Annotated in this window: 18 protein-coding genes and 1 pseudogene; 9 read left to right on the forward strand and 10 right to left on the reverse strand. The window is 62.3% G+C overall.

The genetic code is table 11. The features are described from left to right. The first annotated feature begins 37 nt into the window (after positions 1-37). The 3 genes from INS93_RS12140 to INS93_RS12150 are packed head-to-tail and all read left to right on the forward strand — an operon-like array spanning position 38 to position 1,820. Positions 38-583: a chalcone isomerase family protein gene (locus INS93_RS12140; protein ID WP_192982227.1), complete on the forward strand. Its 546-nt coding sequence runs from the start codon at positions 38-40 to the stop codon at positions 581-583. A gap of 8 nt (positions 584-591) precedes the next feature. Then, the gene (locus INS93_RS12145) at positions 592-1,125 is read left to right on the forward strand and encodes a DUF3833 domain-containing protein (protein ID WP_192982229.1); all 534 of its coding nucleotides are present in this window, start codon (positions 592-594) and stop codon (positions 1,123-1,125) included. Beyond that, positions 1,122-1,820, forward strand: coding sequence for an SDR family NAD(P)-dependent oxidoreductase (locus INS93_RS12150; RefSeq protein ID WP_192982231.1), 699 nt, complete (start codon positions 1,122-1,124; stop codon positions 1,818-1,820). The genes INS93_RS12145 and INS93_RS12150 overlap by 4 nt, the downstream gene beginning before the upstream one ends. A gap of 27 nt (positions 1,821-1,847) precedes the next feature. Here INS93_RS12150 and INS93_RS12155 read toward each other — a convergent pair whose 3' ends face one another. Further along, positions 1,848-2,399, reverse strand: a complete 552-nt coding sequence (locus INS93_RS12155; RefSeq protein WP_160016702.1) for a TetR/AcrR family transcriptional regulator — start codon at positions 2,397-2,399, stop codon at positions 1,848-1,850. 172 nt (positions 2,400-2,571) lie between these two features. On the opposite strand from INS93_RS12155, the gene INS93_RS12160 reads away from it, so the two are divergent. The 3 genes from INS93_RS12160 to INS93_RS12170 are packed head-to-tail and all read left to right on the forward strand — an operon-like array spanning position 2,572 to position 8,299. Then, positions 2,572-3,744, forward strand: coding sequence for an efflux RND transporter periplasmic adaptor subunit (locus tag INS93_RS12160; protein ID WP_192982233.1), 1,173 nt, complete (start codon positions 2,572-2,574; stop codon positions 3,742-3,744). A 15-nt stretch (positions 3,745-3,759) separates the two neighbouring features. Further along, a complete protein-coding gene (gene tmexD, locus INS93_RS12165; RefSeq protein ID WP_192982235.1) occupies positions 3,760-6,894 on the forward strand; it encodes a multidrug efflux RND transporter permease subunit TMexD in 3,135 nt (1,044 codons plus the stop codon). A gap of 4 nt (positions 6,895-6,898) precedes the next feature. Next, positions 6,899-8,299: an efflux transporter outer membrane subunit gene (locus INS93_RS12170; RefSeq protein ID WP_192982237.1), complete on the forward strand. Its 1,401-nt coding sequence runs from the start codon at positions 6,899-6,901 to the stop codon at positions 8,297-8,299. Between the two features lie 234 nt (positions 8,300-8,533). On the opposite strand, the gene INS93_RS12175 is transcribed toward INS93_RS12170, so the two are convergent. Further along, the gene (locus tag INS93_RS12175) at positions 8,534-8,935 is read right to left on the reverse strand and encodes a hypothetical protein (RefSeq protein WP_192982239.1); all 402 of its coding nucleotides are present in this window, start codon (positions 8,933-8,935) and stop codon (positions 8,534-8,536) included. A 117-nt stretch (positions 8,936-9,052) separates the two neighbouring features. On the opposite strand from INS93_RS12175, the gene INS93_RS12180 reads away from it, so the two are divergent. After that, the gene (locus INS93_RS12180) at positions 9,053-9,730 is read left to right on the forward strand and encodes a DUF4197 domain-containing protein (RefSeq protein ID WP_116618157.1); all 678 of its coding nucleotides are present in this window, start codon (positions 9,053-9,055) and stop codon (positions 9,728-9,730) included. A gap of 33 nt (positions 9,731-9,763) precedes the next feature. On the opposite strand, the gene INS93_RS12185 is transcribed toward INS93_RS12180, so the two are convergent. After that, positions 9,764-11,119, reverse strand: a complete 1,356-nt coding sequence (locus INS93_RS12185) for an ATP-binding protein (protein WP_192982241.1) — start codon at positions 11,117-11,119, stop codon at positions 9,764-9,766. Further along, the gene (locus INS93_RS12190) at positions 11,116-11,829 is read right to left on the reverse strand and encodes a response regulator (RefSeq protein ID WP_160016707.1); all 714 of its coding nucleotides are present in this window, start codon (positions 11,827-11,829) and stop codon (positions 11,116-11,118) included. Before INS93_RS12190 ends, INS93_RS12185 begins: the two co-directional genes overlap by 4 nt. A gap of 167 nt (positions 11,830-11,996) precedes the next feature. Between INS93_RS12190 and INS93_RS12195 the strand changes: the two genes are divergently transcribed. Together INS93_RS12195 and INS93_RS12200 are read left to right on the forward strand one after the other, a co-directional pair. Beyond that, the gene (locus INS93_RS12195) at positions 11,997-12,797 is read left to right on the forward strand and encodes a VacJ family lipoprotein (RefSeq protein WP_226945490.1); all 801 of its coding nucleotides are present in this window, start codon (positions 11,997-11,999) and stop codon (positions 12,795-12,797) included. After that, positions 12,784-13,044: a hypothetical protein gene (locus INS93_RS12200; RefSeq protein ID WP_160016708.1), complete on the forward strand. Its 261-nt coding sequence runs from the start codon at positions 12,784-12,786 to the stop codon at positions 13,042-13,044. The genes INS93_RS12195 and INS93_RS12200 overlap by 14 nt, the downstream gene beginning before the upstream one ends. Before the next feature lie 87 nt (positions 13,045-13,131). On the opposite strand, the gene INS93_RS12205 is transcribed toward INS93_RS12200, so the two are convergent. The 6 genes and pseudogenes from INS93_RS12205 to INS93_RS12225 form a co-directional block, all read right to left on the reverse strand. Continuing rightward, a complete protein-coding gene (locus tag INS93_RS12205; RefSeq protein ID WP_192982243.1) occupies positions 13,132-13,911 on the reverse strand; it encodes an EAL domain-containing protein in 780 nt (259 codons plus the stop codon). Between the two features lie 51 nt (positions 13,912-13,962). Further along, positions 13,963-14,826 carry a methyl-accepting chemotaxis protein gene (locus tag INS93_RS25100; protein ID WP_420707304.1) on the reverse strand — a complete coding sequence of 288 codons (864 nt, stop codon included), beginning with the start codon at positions 14,824-14,826 and terminating at the stop codon, positions 13,963-13,965. Continuing rightward, positions 14,818-15,594, reverse strand: a pseudogene (locus INS93_RS25105) (CHASE3 domain-containing protein); the annotation flags it as partial. The pseudogene INS93_RS25105 and the gene INS93_RS25100, both read right to left, overlap by 9 nt. A 200-nt stretch (positions 15,595-15,794) precedes the next feature. Beyond that, on the reverse strand, positions 15,795-17,756 hold the full coding sequence (gene acs / locus INS93_RS12215) for an acetate--CoA ligase (protein WP_192982249.1): 1,962 nt from the start codon (positions 17,754-17,756) through the stop codon (positions 15,795-15,797). A gap of 365 nt (positions 17,757-18,121) precedes the next feature. Further along, entirely contained in the window at positions 18,122-18,445 is a 324-nt protein-coding gene (locus INS93_RS12220; protein WP_192982251.1) for a helix-hairpin-helix domain-containing protein, read from the reverse strand. A 90-nt stretch (positions 18,446-18,535) separates the two neighbouring features. Then, positions 18,536-20,536 carry a nucleoside-diphosphate sugar epimerase/dehydratase gene (locus INS93_RS12225; protein ID WP_192982254.1) on the reverse strand — a complete coding sequence of 667 codons (2,001 nt, stop codon included), beginning with the start codon at positions 20,534-20,536 and terminating at the stop codon, positions 18,536-18,538. Positions 20,537-20,542: the final 6 nt, after the last annotated feature.

The following is a 20,542-nucleotide window of genomic DNA, read 5'->3' on the forward strand; positions in this document are numbered from 1 at the left end:
CTGGCCGCAGTGAATACCCACTGTGCAAGGAGGGATCATGGCCAACCGGACGTCGCGTCTCTGTTCGACTCTGCTGCTGACGCTGATGCTCGCCGGCAGCCTGGCGCACGCCAACAGCCAGGCTGGCTGGCGTGAGCAATTGCCTCAGGCCAACCTGGTCGGCAGTGGTGATTTCAGCTGGTTCGGGTTCTCGGTCTACAACGCCAAGCTATGGAGCCCGGTGCAGCAGGTGGATTTCACCCAGCCCTTCGCTCTGGAACTGACCTACCGACGCACCATCAGCCGGGAGACCCTGGTCGACACCAGCCTCGACGAAATTCGCCGGATCAACGGTGAGCCCCTCGACCGCGAACAGCAGGCCGAGTGGACGCAACAGATGAGCCAGGCGTTCGTCGACGTGAAGGATGGTACGCGCATCACCGGCGTATTCCTGCCCGACCAGGGCTGCCGCTTCTATGTCGACGGCAAGCTGCAGCACGTCATCGATGATCAAGAGTTCGCCCGCGCCTTCTTCTCCATCTGGCTCGATCCGCAGACCCGCAGTCCGAAGCTGCGCGCGGCATTGCTCGGCCTTAACCCCTGAGGTATTGCATGAAAACCCTGTTGATTGTGCTCAGCAGCCTGCTGCTGATCAGCTGTGGTCAGGTACCGGTCGAACGCTACGCCAACGAAAAACCCGTGCTGGATCTGCCCACTTACTTCTCCGGGCCGGTGCAGGCCTGGGGCATGTTCCAGGACCGCTCCGGTGAAGTGATCAAGCGCTTTCACGTCGATATCCAGAGTCGCCGCGAGGGCGACAAGCTGATCCTCGATGAGCGCTTCCTGTACAGCGACGGCACCCGCCAGCGTCGGGTCTGGACGCTGACGCCCGACGGCGCCGGCCGCTGGATCGGCACCGCTGACGATGTGGTGGGCGAAGCCATCGGTGAAGTGGCCGGCAACGCCTTGCGCTGGCGTTACCACCTCAATCTGCCGGTGGATGACAGCACCTACGTCGTCTACTTCGATGACTGGATGTACCTGATGGACGATGACACCCTGATCAATCGCTCGGTCATGAGCAAGTTCGGTATCGAACTCGGTCAGGTCACGCTGTTCTTCCGCCGTGGCGCCGCTCAGCCATGACCCTGCACAGCCTGGGCAACGGCTACAAGGCGCTGGTGATTGGCGCCAGCGGCGCCATCGGCCAGGCCTTCTGCCAGTTGCTGCGTGCCGACCCCAACTGCGCCGGCGTACGTGAGCTGAGCCGCAGCAGCTCACCGGCGCTTGATCTGGAAACCCCCACCAGCATCGCCGAAGCAGCAGCAGCTTTGGCGGACGAAGGGCCGTATCAGTTGATCCTGCTCACGGCCGGACTGCTACATCGCCCGGGCATAGCGCCGGAGAAAAGCCTGGCCGCCATCGAGGCCGAGGCCTTGCAGGCGGTATTCCAAGTCAATGCGCTGGGGCCGGCTCTGGTGCTGCGCCATTTTCTGCCTCTGCTGGACAAACAGGGCGCCATGGCCATGCTTTCGGCCAAGGTCGGCAGCATCGGCGACAACCGCCTCGGTGGTTGGTACGCCTACCGCTCGTCCAAGGCGGCGCTGAACATGCTGATCAAGACCGCCGCCATCGAGCTGGCACGCAGCAAGCCCAAGGCACGGCTGCTCAGCTTGCATCCCGGCACGGTCATCTCTCCCCTGTCGCAACCCTTTCGCGGCGCCAGCGCTGCGCGTCCGGCCGAGCATGCCGCCGCTGAAATGCTGCGAGTGATCGATGCGCTGGGGCCCGAGCACAGCGGCAGCTTCCACGCCTACGACGGCCAGCGCTTGCCGTGGTGACAGCAGCCAGGCAACGGGGCTTGGGCATCAGGGGCGCGGCTGCCCGGCGCCCTTGAGAAAGAACTGCTCCAGTATCGCCAGCGAACGCGCACTGGCGGCGCGGCCACGGCGCTCGGCATCGACCATGCCATAGATCAGCGACACGAACAGTTCGGTCAGCAGCTCGGCGGTGATGTCGATGCGGAAGTATCCCTCCTGCTGTCCGCGCAGAAAGAAGCTGTCCAACGCATCGGTGTAGGCGATCCAGCGCGCACCGTCCTTGTCCGGGTCGAGGCTGTCCGGGCGGTACTGGAAGATCATGAACACCAGCAATTCGCGGTGTCTGAGGTGATTCTCGATCAGATTACGCAATGCCTGCGCCACATCGGCGACCTGCAGGTCGGCGTCCTCTATCACCTGATTGAGCGCTGCCTGACTGTGATTCATCAGGCGCTCGACCAGGCTGTCACGCGTACCGCAGAAACGATGCAAGGTGGCCTTGCTGACGCCCGCGGCTTCGGCCAGATCTTTCAGCGTCGCCCGCGGGCGGTCGACGATGGCAACGGCCAGGGCCTTGAGCAGTTTTTCATCATTGGACATCGAAGGCCCTCCGCTTGAGCAGCGCGCATTGTGCAGAAAAAGTCCCCAGACTCAACGGGGACTTACAATTTTGCCCACAGAAGATTCATATGAGTCAATATTGACTCATTTTAGCCAAAGCATGATCATTCGCGCCTTTCAGGGAAAATGGATCTCACTCCAGGTGACAGGCATGAGCAGAATTCGCGGACGTTACGTTTTTTCAGTGGTCGCTCTACTGGCGGCAATCGGCCTGGCCGGCTGCGACCAAGGCGAGCAAGGATGGGGTGAGTCGCCACCACGCGAGGTCGACGTGCTGACCGTCAAGACCGAGCCGTTCACCGTGATCGCCGAACTGCCAGGCCGTATCGAGCCGGTACGGGTGGCAGAAGTACGCGCCCGGGTCGCCGGCATCGTGCTCAAACGCACCTTCGAGGAAGGCGCCGACGTCAAAGCCGGCGACCTGCTGTTCCAGATCGACCCGGCGCCGTTCAAGGCCGCCCTGTCCCGTGCCCAGGGCGAACTGGCCCGGGCCGAGGCGCAGCTGTTCCAGGCGCAGGCCACGGTCAAGCGCTACGAGCCGCTGGTGAAGATCGATGCGGTCAGCAAGCAGGACTTCGATGTAGCCAGGGCGGCCCTGCAAAGCGCCCAGGCCGACAAGCGCTCGGCGCAAGCCAGCGTGGAAACCGCTCGCCTGGACCTGGGTTATGCCGAAGTGCGCGCGCCCATTGCCGGCCGCATCGGCCGCGCCCAGGTGACCGAAGGCGCGCTGGTCGGCCAGGGTGAAGCCACCCTGCTCGCCCGCATTCAGCAGCTCGACCCGGTCTACGCCGACTTCACCCAGCCGGCCGCCGATGCCCTGCGTCTGCGCGCCGCCATCGCCGATGGCAAAGTTGCCGGTGCAGCCGATCAGCCCTTGTCGCTGCGCGTCGATGGCACCGATATCGAGAGCAAAGGCACCCTGCTGTTCACCGACATCTCGGTGGATCGCAGCACCGGCCAGATCGCCCTGCGCGGCCGCTTCGACAACCCGCAAGGCGTGCTACTGCCCGGCATGTACGTGCGCGTGCTGACGCCGCAGGGGCTCAATCAGAACGCCATCCTGGTACCTCAACGCGCCGTGCAGCGTGCCGCCGACGGCCAGGCCAGCGTGATGCTGCTGGGCGAAGACGACACCGTCGAGGTTCGCCAGGTCACCACCGGCGCCATGCACGGCTCACGCTGGCTGATCGCCGAAGGCCTCGAGGCCGGCGACAAGGTGATCACCAGCTCGCTGGCCGCCATCAAGCCCGGCGCCAAGGTCGTGCCGCGCGGGGAAGCTGCCGCAGCATCCGACGCGATCGCTCCACAACCCCAGGCGCAGTAAGCCGGAGAGAACCTCATGTCCCTGTTTTTCATACGGCGCCCCAATTTCGCCTGGGTGGTCGCCCTGTTCATCTCGCTGGCCGGCCTGCTGGCCATCCCCTTCCTGCCGGTGGCGCAGTACCCCAACGTGGCGCCGCCACAGATCACCGTCACCGCCACCTATCCCGGCGCCTCGGCGCAGGTGCTGACCGACTCGGTGACCAGCGTCATCGAGGAAGAGCTCAACGGCGCGAAGAACCTGCTGTACTTCGAGTCCACCAGCAACGCCAACGGTATCGCCGAGATCACCGTGACCTTCCAGCCGGGCACCGATCCTGAGCTGGCTCAGGTCGACGTGCAGAACCGCCTGAAGAAAGCCGAGGCGCGTATGCCGCAGGCCGTGCTCACCCTGGGTATCCAGACCGAGCAGGCCACGGCGGGCTTCCTGCTGATCTACGCGCTGAGCTACAAGGATGGCGGCAAGGACGACAACACCACGGCGCTGGCAGACTACGCCGCGCGCAACATCAACAACGAAATCCGTCGCGTCCCTGGTGTAGGCAAGCTGCAGTTCTTCGCCTCCGAAGCCGCCATGCGGGTGTGGATAGACCCGCAGAAGCTGGTCGGCTATGGCCTGTCGATCGACGATGTGAACAACGCCATCCGCGCGCAGAACGCGCAGGTGCCGGCCGGCGCCTTCGGCAGCACGCCAGGCTCCAGCGAGCAGCAACTGACCGCGACACTGGCGGTCAAGGGCACCCTGGACAACCCGGATGAGTTCGCCGCCATCGTGCTGCGCGCCAACCAGGACGGCTCGCGCCTGACCCTGGGCGACGTGGCGCGCATCGAGGTCGGCAGCCAGGACTACAACTTCGGCTCGCGCCAGGACGGCAAGCCCGCCGTCGCCGCCGCCGTGCAGCTGTCGCCCGGTGCCAACGCCATCCAGACTGCCGAGGCGGTGAAACAGCGCCTGACCGAGTTGTCGGTGAACTTCCCGGACAACGTCGAGTTCTCGGTGCCTTACGACACCTCGCGCTTCGTCGACGTGGCCATCGACAAGGTCATCATGACCCTGGTCGAGGCCATGGTACTGGTGTTCCTGGTGATGTTCCTGTTCCTGCAGAACGTGCGCTACACCCTGATCCCGTCCATCGTCGTGCCGGTGTGCCTGCTCGGCACCCTGACCTTCATGTACCTGCTGGGCTTCTCGGTGAACATGATGACCATGTTCGGCATGGTGCTGGCCATCGGCATCCTGGTCGACGACGCCATCGTGGTGGTGGAGAACGTCGAGCGGATCATGGCCGAGGAAGGCCTGGCGCCGGTGCCGGCGACCATCAAGGCGATGGGCCAGGTGTCCGGGGCGATCATCGGCATCACCCTGGTGCTGTCGGCGGTGTTCCTGCCGCTGGCCTTCATGTCCGGCTCGGTCGGCGTCATCTACCAGCAGTTCTCGCTGTCGCTGGCGGTGTCGATCCTGTTCTCCGGCTTCCTTGCCCTGACCTTCACCCCGGCGCTGTGCGCGACGATTCTCAAGCCCATCCCAGAGGGGCATCACGAGAAGACCGGCTTCTTCGGCGCCTTCAATCGCCTGTTCACTCGTCTGACCGGGCGCTACACCGCGCTCAACGGCAAACTGGCGCCACGCGCCGGCCGCGTCATGTTCATCTACCTGGGCATCGTGGTGCTGATGGGCTTCTTCTACCTGCGCCTGCCGGAATCCTTCGTGCCGGTCGAAGACCAGGGCTACATGATCGTCGACATCCAGCTGCCACCGGGCGCCACCCGTGAGCGCACCTCGGCAGCCGGCGAGGAACTGGAAGAATTCCTGATGGCCCGCGACGCCATCGAGACCTCCTTCCTGGTGCTCGGCTTCAGCTTCTCCGGCATGGGCGAGAACGCCGCCATCGCCTTCCCGCTGCTCAAGGACTGGTCGGAGCGTGACTCCACCCAATCACCGGAGGCCGAATCGACAGCGGTCAACCAGCACTTCGCCAACCTCGACGACGGCGCCATGATGGCCGTGCCGCCACCACCAATCGAAGGCCTGGGCAACTCCGGTGGCTTCGCGCTGCGCCTGCAGGATCGCGCCGGTCTCGGTCGCGACGCCCTGCTCGCCGCACGCGACGAGGTGCTGGGCAAGGTCAACGGCAACCCGAAGTTCCTCTACGCCATGATGGAAGGCCTGGCCGAGGCGCCGCAGTTGCGCCTGGTCATCGACCGCGAACAAGCGCGTACCCTCGGTGTGAGCTTCGAGTCGGTGAGCAGCGCACTGTCTACCGCATTCGGTTCCTCGGTGATCAACGACTTTGCCAACGCAGGTCGCCAGCAACGCGTGGTTGTGCAGGCCGAGCAGGCCGAACGGATGACCCCGGAAAGCGTGCTCCGGCTGCACGTGCCCAACGACAGCGGCGGCCTGGTGCCCCTTAGCGCCTTCGTCACCACCCAGTGGGAAGAAGGCCCGGTGCAGATCGCCCGCTACAACGGTTATCCGTCGATCCGCATCGCTGGCGACGCCGCCCCTGGCGTGAGCACCGGCGAGGCCATGGCCGAACTGGAGCGCATCGCCGCCGAACTGCCGGAAGGCATCGGCTACGAGTGGACCGGCCTGTCGTATCAGGAGCGCGTCGCCAGCGGCCAGGCAGTGATGCTCTTCGCCCTGGCCATCACCGTGGTGTTCCTGCTGCTGGTAGCCCTCTACGAGAGCTGGGCGATCCCGCTGAGCGTGATGCTCATCGTGCCGGTCGGCGCCCTCGGCGCAGTGCTGGCGGTGACCGCCATCGGCCTGCCCAACGACGTCTACTTCAAGGTCGGCCTGATCACCGTGATCGGCCTGGCGGCGAAGAACGCCATCCTCATCGTCGAGTTCGCCAAGGATTTGTGGGAAGACGGCTACTCGCTGCGCGATGCCGCCCTCGAAGCCGCACGCCTGCGTTTCCGCCCGATCATCATGACCTCCATGGCCTTCATGCTCGGCGTGGTGCCGCTGGCCATCGCCACCGGCGCTGGCGCCGCCAGCCAGCGCGCACTGGGTACCGGCGTACTGGGCGGCATGCTCAGCGCGACCATGCTCGGGGTGATTTTCGTGCCGATCTTCTTCGTCTGGGTGCTGTCGCTGCTGCGTACCAAACCTCAGCAAACCGACAACCATCCCCTGCACAAAGCGGAGTAATGCGATGACCTCTCACCTCATTCTGCGCCCCGCTCTGCTGACCCTGGCCGTCGCCCTTGGCGGCTGCTCCCTGGCGCCTCATTACGAGCGGCCAGAGGCGCCGGTCGCCGCTGACTGGCAGGTGGCCGACGCCAATGGCAGCCGCGCACAAGCGCTGGACTGGCAGACTTTCATCGTCGATGCCGACCTGCGCCGCGCGGTGGATACCGCACTAAACAACAACCGCAGCCTGCGCCAGGCGCTGCTGGATATCGAAGCGGCGCGTGCGCAGTACCGCATCCAGCGCGCCGACCGCCTACCGTCGCTCAATGCCAACGCCAGCGGCAACCGCCAGCGCTTGCCGGCCGATCAGTCGCAGACCGGCCGTTCGGAAGTCGCCAGCGTCTATCAGGTCGGTCTGGGTCTGGCCGAGTACGAGGTCGACCTGTTCGGCCGTGTGCGCAACCTGTCCGAGGCCGCACTGGAAACCTACCTGGCCACCGAGGAAGCGACCCGCGCCACGCAGATCAGCCTGATTGCCGAGGTGGTCCAGGCCTACCTGACCCGCGATGGCGCACTACGGCGCAAGGCGCTGGTGGAACAGACCCTGGACAGCCGCCTGGCGTCACTGGAGCTGGTCAGCAGACGCCGCGAAGTAGGCGCCGCCACCGCTCTGGATTACCAGGAAGCGGTCGGCCTCGCCGAGCAGGCCAGGGCCGAGCGAGAAAGCACCGAGCGCCAGCTGCGCCAGGCGGACAACGCCCTGGCGCTGCTGCTCGGCACGCCAGACGCCGGGCAACTGTTGCCGTCGACCCCACGCGACGAGCTGATGGTGCTGCAAGACATCGCCCCCGGCACCAGCTCGGAACTGATCGAACGGCGCCCCGACATTCTTGCCAGCGAACATCGCCTCAAGGCGCGCAATGCCGATATCGGCGCGGCCCGTGCGGCGTTCTTCCCGCGCATCACCCTGACCGGGTCGGTGGGCAGCTCCAGTACCGAGTTGTCCGGGCTGTTCGAGGGCGGCTCGCGGGCCTGGAGCTTCGCCCCGACGCTGTCGCTGCCGATCTTCGCTGGCGGCCGCAACCGCGCCAACCTGGATCTCGCCGAAGTGCGCCAGGACGCCGCCGTGGCCGACTACGAAGGCACCATCCAGACCGCCTTCCGCGAAGTCGCCGACGCCCTCGCCGCCACCGACACGCTGCGCCGTGAAGAAGCCGCGCGGCGCGCACTGGCCGAGTCCAGCCGAGCGGCCGAAGCCCTGGCCGAAGCTCGCTACAGAGGTGGTGTGGATGACCACCTACGCTACCTGGATGCCCAGCGCAGCAGCTTCAACGACCAGACCACGCTGATCCAGATCAGCACCGAGCGCCAACTGGCGCTGGCCGATCTGTTCCGGGCACTGGGTGGCGGCTGGCAACGCTAGCAGGCCGTTGAAAAACGTAGACGAGGCAGGCAAGACAAGGAAAAAACGGCCGAAAAAGCGCAGTTTACGAGTTGTAAATGAGCATTTTGATCGGACTCGCGCACGAGGCCGTTTTTGACGCAGCATTGCCAACGCAGGTAGTTTTTCAACAGCCTGCTAGCCTGTTCATCTGCCACAAACGACAAGGCCACGCATCAGCGTGGCCTTGTCGTTTTCGATCAATGCGTACTCGACCTAGCCAGCTCCCAGCAAATCGTTGGCATCGAGCAGACGCCAGGCGATTTCCGGCCTTTTCTCCATCGCCCGTCGGATCGCCGCCGGAATGCTCTGCCGGGTCTTTCGACACAGTCCCGGGTGGGCATCGAAATGCATGTGGATACCGCGCATGCTGCGCACCTCGCCATGGGCCGGCTCGATATGCAGGCGAATGCCCAACTGCTCGAACATACGCTGCCGCATGCGCTCGAGATCATCCAGGCTCTGCAGGTTTTCCAGACGCTCGAGCAGGCGCTGCTCCTCGCTGCGGTTCAGCAGCAAAATGCGCGTGTCGGCGCCAGGCCTGTCCAGCAGCTCGTCACGCTGACAATCGCAGGCACCCGGTGGGCAGGGAGTACGCAGGGGCAATAGTGAATTCATGGTCCTGATCATAGCCATAGCCAGGCGCGCTGCCCATCCACTCCCATCGCTTGGCTTGCCTACGCTGCAGACTCCGTTAAGCTCACAGCATTCCCCCCCGATGCAAGGATGAACACCATGCTGCGCCTCACCACGTTCGCCGCTGGCCTGCTGCTTTCGGCCAACGTCTTCGCCCTGTCCCTCTCCGACCTGAGCCAGCAGGACGCCAGTGGCGGCCTCAAGGATGCCCTGATCCAGGGCGCCCAGGTGGCCGTCAAGCAACTGGGCACCCCCGGCGGTTTCAGCAACAACCCGGACGTGCGCATCGAGCTGCCCGGCACGCTCGGCAAGGCTGCCAAGACCATGAAGATGATGGGCATGGGCGCCCAGGTCGATCAGCTCGAAGCGAGCATGAACAAGGCCGCCGAGGCTGCCGTGCCACAGGCCCAGGCGCTGCTGGTCGACGCAGTGAAGAAGATGACCGTGGCCGACGCCAAGTCGATTCTCAGCGGCCCGCAGGACTCGGCCACCCAGTACCTGAACAAGAGCAGCCGCGAGCAGATCCGCGCCAAATTCCTGCCCATCGTCAAGCAGGCCACCGACCAGGTCGGTCTGGCCCAGCAGTACAACGCCTTCGCCGGCCAGGCCGCCAGCTTTGGCGTGGTCGACGCCAAGAGCAGCACGGTGGAAAGCTACGTCACCGAACAGGCGCTCGACGGCCTGTTCGAGATGATTGCCAAGCAGGAGGCCAGCATCCGCCAGAACCCGGCCGGTGCCGCTACCAGCCTGGCGAAGAAGGTATTCGGCGCGCTCTGAGTGCCCTGGCGGCGGATGCTCTCCGCCGCCACGCTAGGCAAATGGCAGCATCACCCGCACCTCCAGCCCGCCCTCCGCTCTATTGCCGAGGATCAGCCGACCACCATGCTCCAGCACCGTGGCGCGCGCAGCCGATAACCCCAGGCCGACGCCGCCAGTGTGTTTGTTGCGTGAGGCCTCCAGACGGTAGAACGGCGCAAATACCGCCTCCTGCTGCTCCACAGGGATACCCGGCCCACGGTCGAGCACGCGGATTTCGACACCCTCATCATCGGCCTGCAGCATCACCTGCGCTTCACGTCCGTATCTGACGGCGTTCTCCAGCAGGTTGACCAGCATGCGCTTGATCGCGATCGGCCGACCGACATAGACCTGGCGCCTGGGCACCTGTATCGCCACCTCAACGCCGGAATCCCTGAAGTCGTCGACGATGGTGCGCAGCAGCTCACTCAGGTCGAAAGCCGTCGCCGTTTCGAGGCGAGCCTCATCACGAAAGAAATCCAGCGCCGAGTTGACCATCGCCTGCATTTCGTCGACATCGCTGAACAGTTTCGCCTGCTGCTCCGCATCCTCGATGAACTCGCCACGCAGCCGCATGCGCGTCAGCGGCGCCCCCAGATCATGGGAGATGGCTGCCAGCATCTGCGTACGATCATCGAGAAAGTGCCGTAGCCGCGACTGCATGGCATTGAACGCGACGATGACCTGACGGATTTCCTGAGGCCCCACTGGCGTTATCGGCGGTGCCCTGAAGTCCACCCCGAAACGCTGCGCGCCCTGCGCGAAACGCTCCAACGGAGCAGCCAGGTAGCGGGTGGCAACCAGTGCCACGATGATGGTCGAGATCATCATCAAGACCAGATACACCAGACTGCGCGGTACCCTCTCCAGCCCCCAGACGCGAGACGCCGTGGAGAACTCCATCCAGCTGCCATCGGCCAGTTCGATCATCAGCACATAACGGCTTTCATCACGCGGCGACGGCCAGTCCTTCGGTTCATAGGCCTCGATCCTGGCCTGCGGCCGCTGCAACAACTGCTGCAACACGTCAGCGCCGTAACGGAAAACAGAATCATCGATCGCCGGGACCTGAGCGTCACTGTGCTGCCGTAACCATCGGGCGTTGAATGCCTCATCGCCAGCGGCATCAGCCGCCTTCTGCCTCTGCTCGGGCGGTAGCGCATCGGCAATCCGGGCAATGCCGGCCATGCGCTCCATCAATCCCGCCTCCAGCAATGGCGGTCGCGCCCATACGCCTGCCAGCAGACTGAGCAGCGAACTCAGCAGCAAGGCGGTCAGCATCGAAGCCAGGGTGGTCAGGGCGATCCAGCGCGCGACGGTGTCACGCGTCAGCCAGATACCGCCCTTTAGTCGCGACAACCACCTCATCGTTTCACCACTACACAGGGCGTGAAGAGATAGCCGATATGACGGATGGTACGAATCATCGAACTGCGCGTGGGCTCGGCATCGAGCTTGCGCCGTAACCGACTGACCTGCACATCGACGCTTCGATCGAAAGCGTCATAGGCTTCACCGCGCGCCATGTCGAGCAGCTGCTGACGACTCAGCACACGCTGCGGATGCTCGGCGAGTACCAACAGCAGTTCGAACTCGCCAGCCGAAAGGGGAATCAGGACTTTGTCCGGTGAGCGCAGCTCGCGGCGGGTCACGTCGAGCTGCCAGCCAGCGAACTCCAGGATCGGCCGTGGCCGCTCATGCAGTACGCTGCGTACCTCGCCGGTACGACGCAACACCGCACGCACCCGCGCCAGCAATTCGCGGGCATCGAACGGCTTGCTCAGGTAGTCATCGGCGCCCAGTTCCAGCCCCACTACCCGATCACTCAGCTCGCTCATCGCCGTCAGCATGATGATCGCCATCGAGTGCTCGGTGCGCAGGCGCTGACACAGCACCAGGCCACTGTCGCCGGGTAGCATCACGTCGAGGATCACCAGATCCGGCAGTTGCCGCTCGAGCGCGCGCCACAGCGCCTGTCCGTCGGTGGCAACGTCCACGCTATAGCCGTGCTGCTCGAGAAACCTCTTCAGCAGAGCAAGAACTTCGGTGTCGTCGTCCACCAGCAACAAGCGACTCACGGCCAGCACACCCTCGATGCATTTGCGAGCGCCTATCTAAAACCATCGAACGCCTGCCGTCATATATTTCAATCCGGCAACAAAGCTTCCTGTTGGCAACAGAGCGGACATCCCCGGGCAAAAATGTCTTGGCAACCTCGGCGCAGTTTCCTATCGAGGTGTTCCGCATGTCCGTCACAGCATTCGCATCCCCTGCCGTGCGTCCTCTCACGCTCGCCATGACCCTACTACTGGCCAGTGGTTGTGCCAGTAACCCGCCACCTGTCATCGACTCGGCGGGCTGCATCGCCACGCCGGACCATGTGGTGAACGACCCAGCCGAATCGATCAACCGTGGCATATTCGTGTTCAACCGAGCGCTCGACGACTACCTGCTCGCCCCCGTTGCCCGCGGCTACCGACAGCTGCCCGACTTCGCCCAGAGCGGGGTGCACAACTTCGCGGCCAACTTCGGCGAGCCGATGGTGTTCATCAACGATCTGTTGCAGGGCAACCCCAAGCGCTCGATGGTCACGGCCACGCGGTTCATTACCAACAGTACGGTGGGTGTGGTGGGGCTGGTCGACGTGTCGAGCCGATTTGGCCTGGAGCGTCATCGAGCCGATTTCGGCCAGACCTTCGGCGTGTGGAATATCGCCGACGGCCCAATCATCGAACTGCCGCTGTTCGGTACGGCCAACCTGCGCGACGCCACCGGACGTGTACTGGGTTTTGCCATAGACCCGTTCGGCAGCAACAGCGATACCCTGGATACGCTAGGCACCATCAGCACTGTCGGCGGCACGGTCGACGGTCGTGCGCAGCTTCTGCCCATGACCGACGCTCTGCAACAGCAGCCTGACTACTATGCGGCACTGCGCGATACCGTGGCCGAACGCCGCGCGCAGTTCGTCGCAGAAGGTAAGCTCGGTGCGGCACTGGACGCTTCGATTAACTGCGAAGCGGAAATGGCCGATGAGCAGAACTGAAGACTCACTGCTGCTCTATCAGCGGATCAGGAATCCCGACTCGCTATCGCTGCATTGCCGGGAGATCGAATTGCGCCTGAGCGATGACCGCTGCCACCTGGTGCTCAGTCGTTACGTCGAACTCTACGTCAGCGAATGCACGCAATGGGAAATGGTCAGCCATCACCAGGTCAGGCTCACTGATCTGCTGCGCTGGATGATTCTGCACAGCCAGCGCGTGCCGCCACGGGCTAATCCCGACGGGTGAAACACTGCTGTCCCATAAACTCGAAGGACGAAAGCCAAGCGGCCGGGCAGGTACCGCAAGACCTGCCCATGCCCACCTCACACCTCATCAGACGCCGCAGAGCCTGTCCAACGCAGGCCTGGCGAAGAAAAAACCCTGCATGTAGCGGATACCAAGCTCGATCAGCGCATCACGCTCACCAACACTTTCGATGCCCTCGGCGATGATGCGAATGCCCAAGCGCTGCGCGACCAGCACGATACCGGCGACGATGGCCTGGCGCACCGGGTCCTGATCGATGCCTCGAGTCAGGGCCATGTCCAGCTTGAGTACGTGCGGCTGGAATTCGGCCAGCAGATTGAGCCCGGAGTAGCCCGCGCCAAAATCGTCGATAGCTGTGGTGAAGCCCTGCTTGCCGTACTCGGCGAAGATCCGCTTTAGGTGCTCGGCATCATGGATCTGCTCGCCTTCGGTAACCTCGAACATCAGCCGCTCGCGCGGGAAGTCAAAGCGCTGCGCCGCCTCCAGCGTGGCGCGAATGCAGGTCTCGGCGCGATACACCGCATTGGGCAGGAAGTTGATGCTGAGCAGACAATCCGGAATGTCGAGCAGCCCGAGCCTGGCGGCCTGCTCGATGGCCTTGACCCGACAGGCCTGATCGAACCGGTAGCGGTTACCGTCGTTGACCCGTCCGAGCACTTCACCGGCGGACTCACCATTGCAGCCCCGTACCAGGGCTTCATAGGCGAACGGCCGTTGCTCCTCGATATCGACGATCAGTTGAAAAGCCATTGTGAAATCGAAACCCAGGGCCTCGGCGTTTCGGCATTCGGCGCAACCCACAGCCCGAAATGGCTGAGGAAAGATGCTCTGGCTGACTATATCCATCGGCGCTTCCTTATAAAACAGTCTTGGAGACTCCCACCCTTGTCATCCTAGTCAAAAGCGAAATGAAGCCACCTGTTTTTCCAAGGTCAAAGCCAGTTGTTGCAAGCCTTGCGCGGTGCGCGATGTATCGGCCACTGCCTCACTGTTCTCCATCGACATCTGTGCGATGCGCTCAACATTGCGCGCTACGTCCTGACTGGCGACCGTCTGCTCACGCAGCGCCAGGGAGATCTGATCGACCACACCGACCACACTGGCGGAAGCCTGGCGAATGGTGACGATGGCATCACCGGCCTGGCTGGCTTGCTCCACCCCGCTGCTGACCTGCTGCACACCGATTTCCATGTTGCTCACCGCGCTGCGCGTACCCAGCTGAATCTTCTTGATCATCTCGGTGATCTCCTGGGTCGAGTTGGCGGTACGCTGCGCCAGCAAACGCACTTCATCGGCGACCACGGCAAAGCCGCGACCCTGCTCGCCCGCCCGCGCCGCCTCGATGGCGGCATTGAGCGCCAGCAAGTTGGTCTGATCGGCGATTTCCTTGATCACGTTGACGATCGAGGAAATCTGATCCGAATGTTGGCCGAGCTCCACGATCTGGGCCGCTGCGCCCTGCACCGTGTCAGCGATGCGCTGCATGCTGGCGAGGGTTTCCTGGATCACCGCGCCGCCCTCGGCCGACTGCCTGCCCGAATCGCTGGATAGGCCGTGTGCTTCCTTGGCGTTGTCGGCGACGTGATTGATGCTCACGGTCAGTTCCTCCACCGTCGCCGCCATGCTCGAAGCGGCCTGTGACTGCTCCTGGGTGGAAACCGACAGCTGGGTGGACGCACTGGAGATGTTCTGCGCAGCTTCAACCAACTGTACCGCGCCGGTCCGGATCTGCCCGATCATCTCGCGTAGCCGCTCCTGCATGGTGGCAAAGGCCTCCAGCAGCACGCCGATCTCATCACCTCCAATCCGTTCGATACGCGAATCAAGACGCCCCTGAGCAACATTACGGGCTACCTCGACCACCTGCTTCAAACGGCCGGCAACGCTACGCGATAGCAGAAAGGCCACGCTGATGGCAAGCACCGTGGCAAGCAGCCCACCGATCAGCAGGATCATCAGCGACAGGGACTTGGCCGCATTCATCGACGCTGTGCGCTGTTCCAGCAGCACATTCTCCTCGGTCTGGATCTCGCTCAGGATGCGACGCATGGCATCCATCTTGACCTTGGCGCCACCTGCCGAAACCCGCTCGATCAGGGCATCGAAGCTCTGCGTGCCCGCGCCCACCTGGCGGCGCAATTCAAGATTGCCGTTGATGTCTTCGCCACTCCATTGGTCATGCAACGCCTGCAACTCGCCGAGACGGCGCTGCTGAGCAGGGTTGTCTCTGGTCAGCTGACGCAGTTGCGCCATATGCAACTGGAAATCTCTCTCTCCGGACTCCATAGGACCAAGGAACTGGTCACGCCCGGTAATGACGAAGCCTCGAGCACCGGTTTCGATATTGATCAGGCTGGCCAGCAGGCCAGACGACTCGTTGATCACGTCATAGGTGTGGATGTTAAGCCGCACCGCACGCTCGACCTGATCGAAACCGCGCCATGTGGACAGCACCAGCAGGAGGATGATCAGCAGGACGACACCGAAACCCGCGTACAACTTCTGGGAGATGTTGAGATTGGCAAACATGTGGACCTCTGAGTCGTCAGGTAAGAACGGACAGAGGTGCGTTATTCGATCGCACCATCTGGCATTGCGCCATTATGCGTATCTATACAATAATTGTACAAACTAAATATATCGTACAAGTTTAAGCAAATCCTGCCACATAGAAATGAAAAACCCCGCCGGGCTTTTGGCCGGGCGGGGTTTTCGTTTGCCGTTGCCGATCAGGCGCAGGCGGCTTGCATCTGGCGATGCGTATCGATGAGGTGCTGCACCACGCCAGGATCGGCCAGCGTGGAGATGTCGCCGAGAGTATCGTATTCGGCGGTGGCGATCTTGCGCAGGATACGGCGCATGATCTTGCCCGAGCGGGTCTTCGGCAGGCCGGGGGCCCACTGAATCACGTCCGGCGTGGCGATCGGGCCGATCTCCTTGCGCACCCAGTTGCGCAGTTCCTGACGCAGTTGCTCCGATGCTTCCTCGCCAGCATTGAGGGTGACGTAGACGTAGATGCCCTGCCCTTTGATGTCGTGCGGTACACCGACCACTGCGGCCTCGGCTACTTTCGAGTGGGCGACCATGGCGCTCTCGATCTCGGCGGTACCCATGCGGTGGCCGGAGACGTTGAGCACGTCGTCGACACGGCCGGTGATCCACCAGTAGCCGTCTTCGTCGCGGCGCGCACCGTCACCGGTGAAGTACATGCCACGGAAGGTCTTGAAGTAGGTGTCGACGAAGCGGTCATGGTCGCCGTACAGGGTACGCGCCTGACCCGGCCAAGAGTCGATGATCACCAGATTGCCTTCGGCAGCGCCTTCGATGATGTTGCCCAGGTTATCTACCAGCGCCGGCTGTACGCCGAAGAACGGACGCGCAGCGGAGCCCGGTTTGAGGCCATGAGCGCCCGGCAGCGGAGTCATCAGGCAGGCGCCAGTTTCAGTCTGCCACCAGGTGTCGACGATCGGGCAACGGCTCTGACCGACGTTCTCGTAGTACCACTGCCAGGCTTCCGGGTTGATCGGCTCACCAACCGAACCGAGCAGGCGCAGGCTGGAACCATCAGCGCCTTCGACCGCGGCCTTGCCCTCGGCCATCATGGCGCGAATGGCAGTCGGGGCGGTGTAAAGGATGTTGACCTTATGCTTGTCGACGATCTTGGCAACGCGCGAAACGTCCGGATAGTTCGGCACGCCTTCGAACATCACTGTAGTGGCGCCGTTGGACAACGGCCCATAGACCAGATAGGTGTGGCCGGTGACCCAACCGATGTCGGCGGTGCACCAGAAGACTTCGCCCGGACGGTAGTCGAACACGCGCTCATGGGTCAGCGAGGCGTATACCAGGTAGCCACCAGTGGTGTGCAGCACGCCCTTTGGCTTGCCGGTCGAACCGGAGGTGTAGAGGATGAACAGCGCTTCTTCTGCGCCCATTTCCTTGGGTGCGCAGACACTGCCTGCGACCTTCATCAGGTCTTCGTACCAGATGTCACGATGCTGGTTCCATTTGATTTCGGAACCGGTGCGCTGCACCACGATGACTTTCTGGATGCTGCGGGTCTCGGGGTTGGTCAGGGCGTCGTCGACGTTGGCCTTGAGCGGTACTTTCTTGCCGCCACGCAGCCCTTCGTCAGCAGTGATCACCACCTTGGATTGGCAATCGATGATGCGGCCGGCCAGTGCCTCGGGCGAGAAGCCACCGAACACCACGGAGTGGATCGCGCCGATACGCGCACAGGCCAGCATGGCCACCACGGCTTCCGGGATCATCGGCATGTAGATGGTCACCACATCGCCGCGGTGAACGTCCTGGCCGCGCAGGGCGTTGGCGAACTTGCACACTTGCTCGTGCAGTTCGCGGTAGGTGATTTCCCGGTGCTCGGACGGATCGTCGCCTTCCCAGATGATCGCGATCTGGTCACCGCGCTCTTCCAGATGACGGTCGAGGCAGTTGTAGGAGACGTTCAGGGTGCCGTCGGCGAACCACTTGATGTCAACGTGGTGATCATCGAAGGTGGTCTGCTTGACCTTGTTGTAGGGCTTGATCCAGTCGATCCGCTTGCCCTGCTCGCGCCAGAAACCCTCGGGGTTGACCACGGACTGTTGGTACATGGCCTTGTAGGTGGCCTCGTCAGTGAGGGTCCGCGCGGCCACTTCGGGACGCACAGGGTAAAGAGACGCAGCACTCATGAAATCACCTCGACGGGGAGTTGTTTTTGTATGGTGCATGTTGTATCCCCCGACCCTTCGTGAGGCCATTCGACCATGGTCTTACCGCTCTAAGACCATGGTCTTGAAGCCCTGCCCGGCACATGTGAAGCCGATTCGACGGCATCATGGATATATCAAGGCGCGCGGATAAAAAGGTTCATCGTACCCTTCGGGGTAGGCGACCTTGATTTTCAGGAAGAAGCTGGCCAGCAAGCCGCTGGTTGGAAGAATCGGGGCGGTGTGTTTTTCAGGTGCATACAACCAATCCGCTCGAACAAAACCCTCGCCCTACAAACACAAAAGGCCGGTCAAAAGACCGGCCCAGACAACAACACCGCCAGGTATCAGTTAACACTCAACCTGTCACGGTTCTTCTCCAACGTCGCCTCGCCGATACCCTTCACCTCCAACAACTCATCGACCGAGGCGAAATTACCGTGCTCCTCCCGATAAGCCACAATAGCCTGCGCCTTGGTCGCACCAATCCCCACCAACTCACTCTGCAGTGTTGCAGCATCAGCGGTATTGAGATTGACCACAGCAACCTGCGCCACCTGCATGGCAGCCGGTTTGGCGCGTTCGGCTTTTGGGGTTTCAGCTGCGGCAGCAGCCAGAGAGAAGGAAGCGAGAACAGCGAACAGAAGGGAAGATAGACTGACTTTAAGCATGGGGAAACACTCCTTTGTTTATAAAAAACGAGGCAACCATGGCCTCGTTTTTTAAACTAGACGCTATCTCCCAGCTGTCAAATCAAAGCTTCAACGCTCCCGGTTTCTGAGATGAATCCAGTCCACGATCTCACCTTCCGGCACATAACCATGCACCGTTTCGCGCAGCAGTATTCGCACGCGAGCATAGTCATCCTCACTGACCGCCGCCAACAACTCCTGCAAACGAGCCTTGAGCTCGTCCCAGGGCAACATGTCCTCTTCCGCGCGCATGATCATCGGATGCTCGGTCGGCTTCACATCCTCGCCGATCAGCAACTCCTCGTAGAGCTTCTCACCCGGACGCAACCCGGTGAACTCGATACCGATATCGCCATGCGGGCTGTGCTCATCACGTACAGTCAGGCCCGACAGACGAATCATCTTTTCGGCAAGATCGGCGATTTTCACGGGCTCGCCCATATCCAGCACGAACACATCCCCCCCCTGCCCCAGCGAGCCCGCCTGAATGACGAGCTGCGCCGCCTCAGGGATCGTCATGAAATAGCGGGTGATGTTCGGATGTGTCACCGTCACCGGCCCACCCCGCTTGATCTGCTCCCTGAACAACGGAATCACCGACCCGGAAGAACCCAGCACATTACCGAAACGCACCATGGTGAAACGGGTCTTGTTGACGTGATGAACGCCTGAATCATCAGCGAACAACACGGGCGCAGATTCACGACTCAGCGCCTGCAGCACCATCTCAGCCAGGCGCTTGGTGCTGCCCATTACATTGGTAGGCCGCACCGCCTTGTCGGTAGAAATCAAAACGAAATTGGCAACGCCCGCCCTGATCGACGCCTGCGCGGCGTTGAGCGTACCGACGAGGTTATTGAGCACGCCCTCGGCGACGTTATGCTCGACCATCGGCACGTGCTTGTACGCAGCGGCGTGATAAACGGTATTGACGCGCCAGGTCTGCAGAATGTCGAACAAACGCTCGAAATTACGGATAGACCCGAGAATCGGCACCAGCTTGATCGGCAGCGACTCCCGCTCGATTCGCTGCTGCAATTCGCCATGGATACTGTAGAGATTGAATTCGCTGTGCTCGAAAAGCAGCAAGGTACGCGCACCGCTCGCCAGGATCTGCCGACACAGCTCAGAACCGATGGAGCCACCAGCGCCGGTTACCAGCACGACCTGATTCTTGATGCAGCGCTCGAACAGATCTTGCCGAGGCGGTACGGCGTCGCGCCCGAGAAGATCGGCGATATCGACTTCCTGCAGGTCTTCGACCTTTACCCGCCCACTAGCGAGATCCATAAACCCGGGGATGCTGCGTACATGGAGGGCGTAAGGCTCCAACGCCTCGAGTATCTCTCGTCTGCGCGCGCGGGGAATCGAGGGCATTGCCAGCAAAACCTCTGTCACCCCCGTTTCATTGATCATTTGCTGAATATGCTTGGGCGAGTAGACGCGCAGGCCCGCAATCGTGCGAGTAGCAATACCGGAATCATCATCAATGAATGCAGCCGGGCGCATCGCTTTACCCAAACGTAAAGCGGCTACCAGTTGGTTACCCGCCGCCCCTGCTCCATATATGGCAACCTTGGAAGTGCCAGACTCGATATCACGGCGGCGAGCAATTGGCTCGAACCAATCCCCTATAAAGAACTGGCGCATGGTCAAGCGCAAACCGCCCAACAGCAGCAGGCTCAGCCACCAATAATTAAAAACCATGGACCTTGGAACGAGAGCCGTCGGCCCGCGATACCAATAAACCGCCAGAGACAGCACCAACGCAGACAAGGTGACCGCCTTGGCTATCGTCATAAGCGCATCGTTGCCTACGTAGCGCATTACCGCACGATACATACCCAGTCTGATGAAAATGGGAAGTGCAATAACAGGCGCCAGTAGAAACAGCCAACCATGACCCGAAAAAGGTCTGGCAGCATCCCAACTCCCCACGCGAACGGCAAATGACAGCCACAGCGCGACCCAAATAAGCACTACGTCAACAGCCAGTTGAAGAACCCGCTTTTCCCGACGAGACAAATGCAAAAGAGAGTGGCGTAATAACTCTATTCGTCGACGAATCATCTCAAC

The organism is Pseudomonas sp. EggHat1, assembly GCF_014892995.1.
Lineage (GTDB): Bacteria > Pseudomonadota > Gammaproteobacteria > Pseudomonadales > Pseudomonadaceae > Aquipseudomonas > Aquipseudomonas chaetocerotis.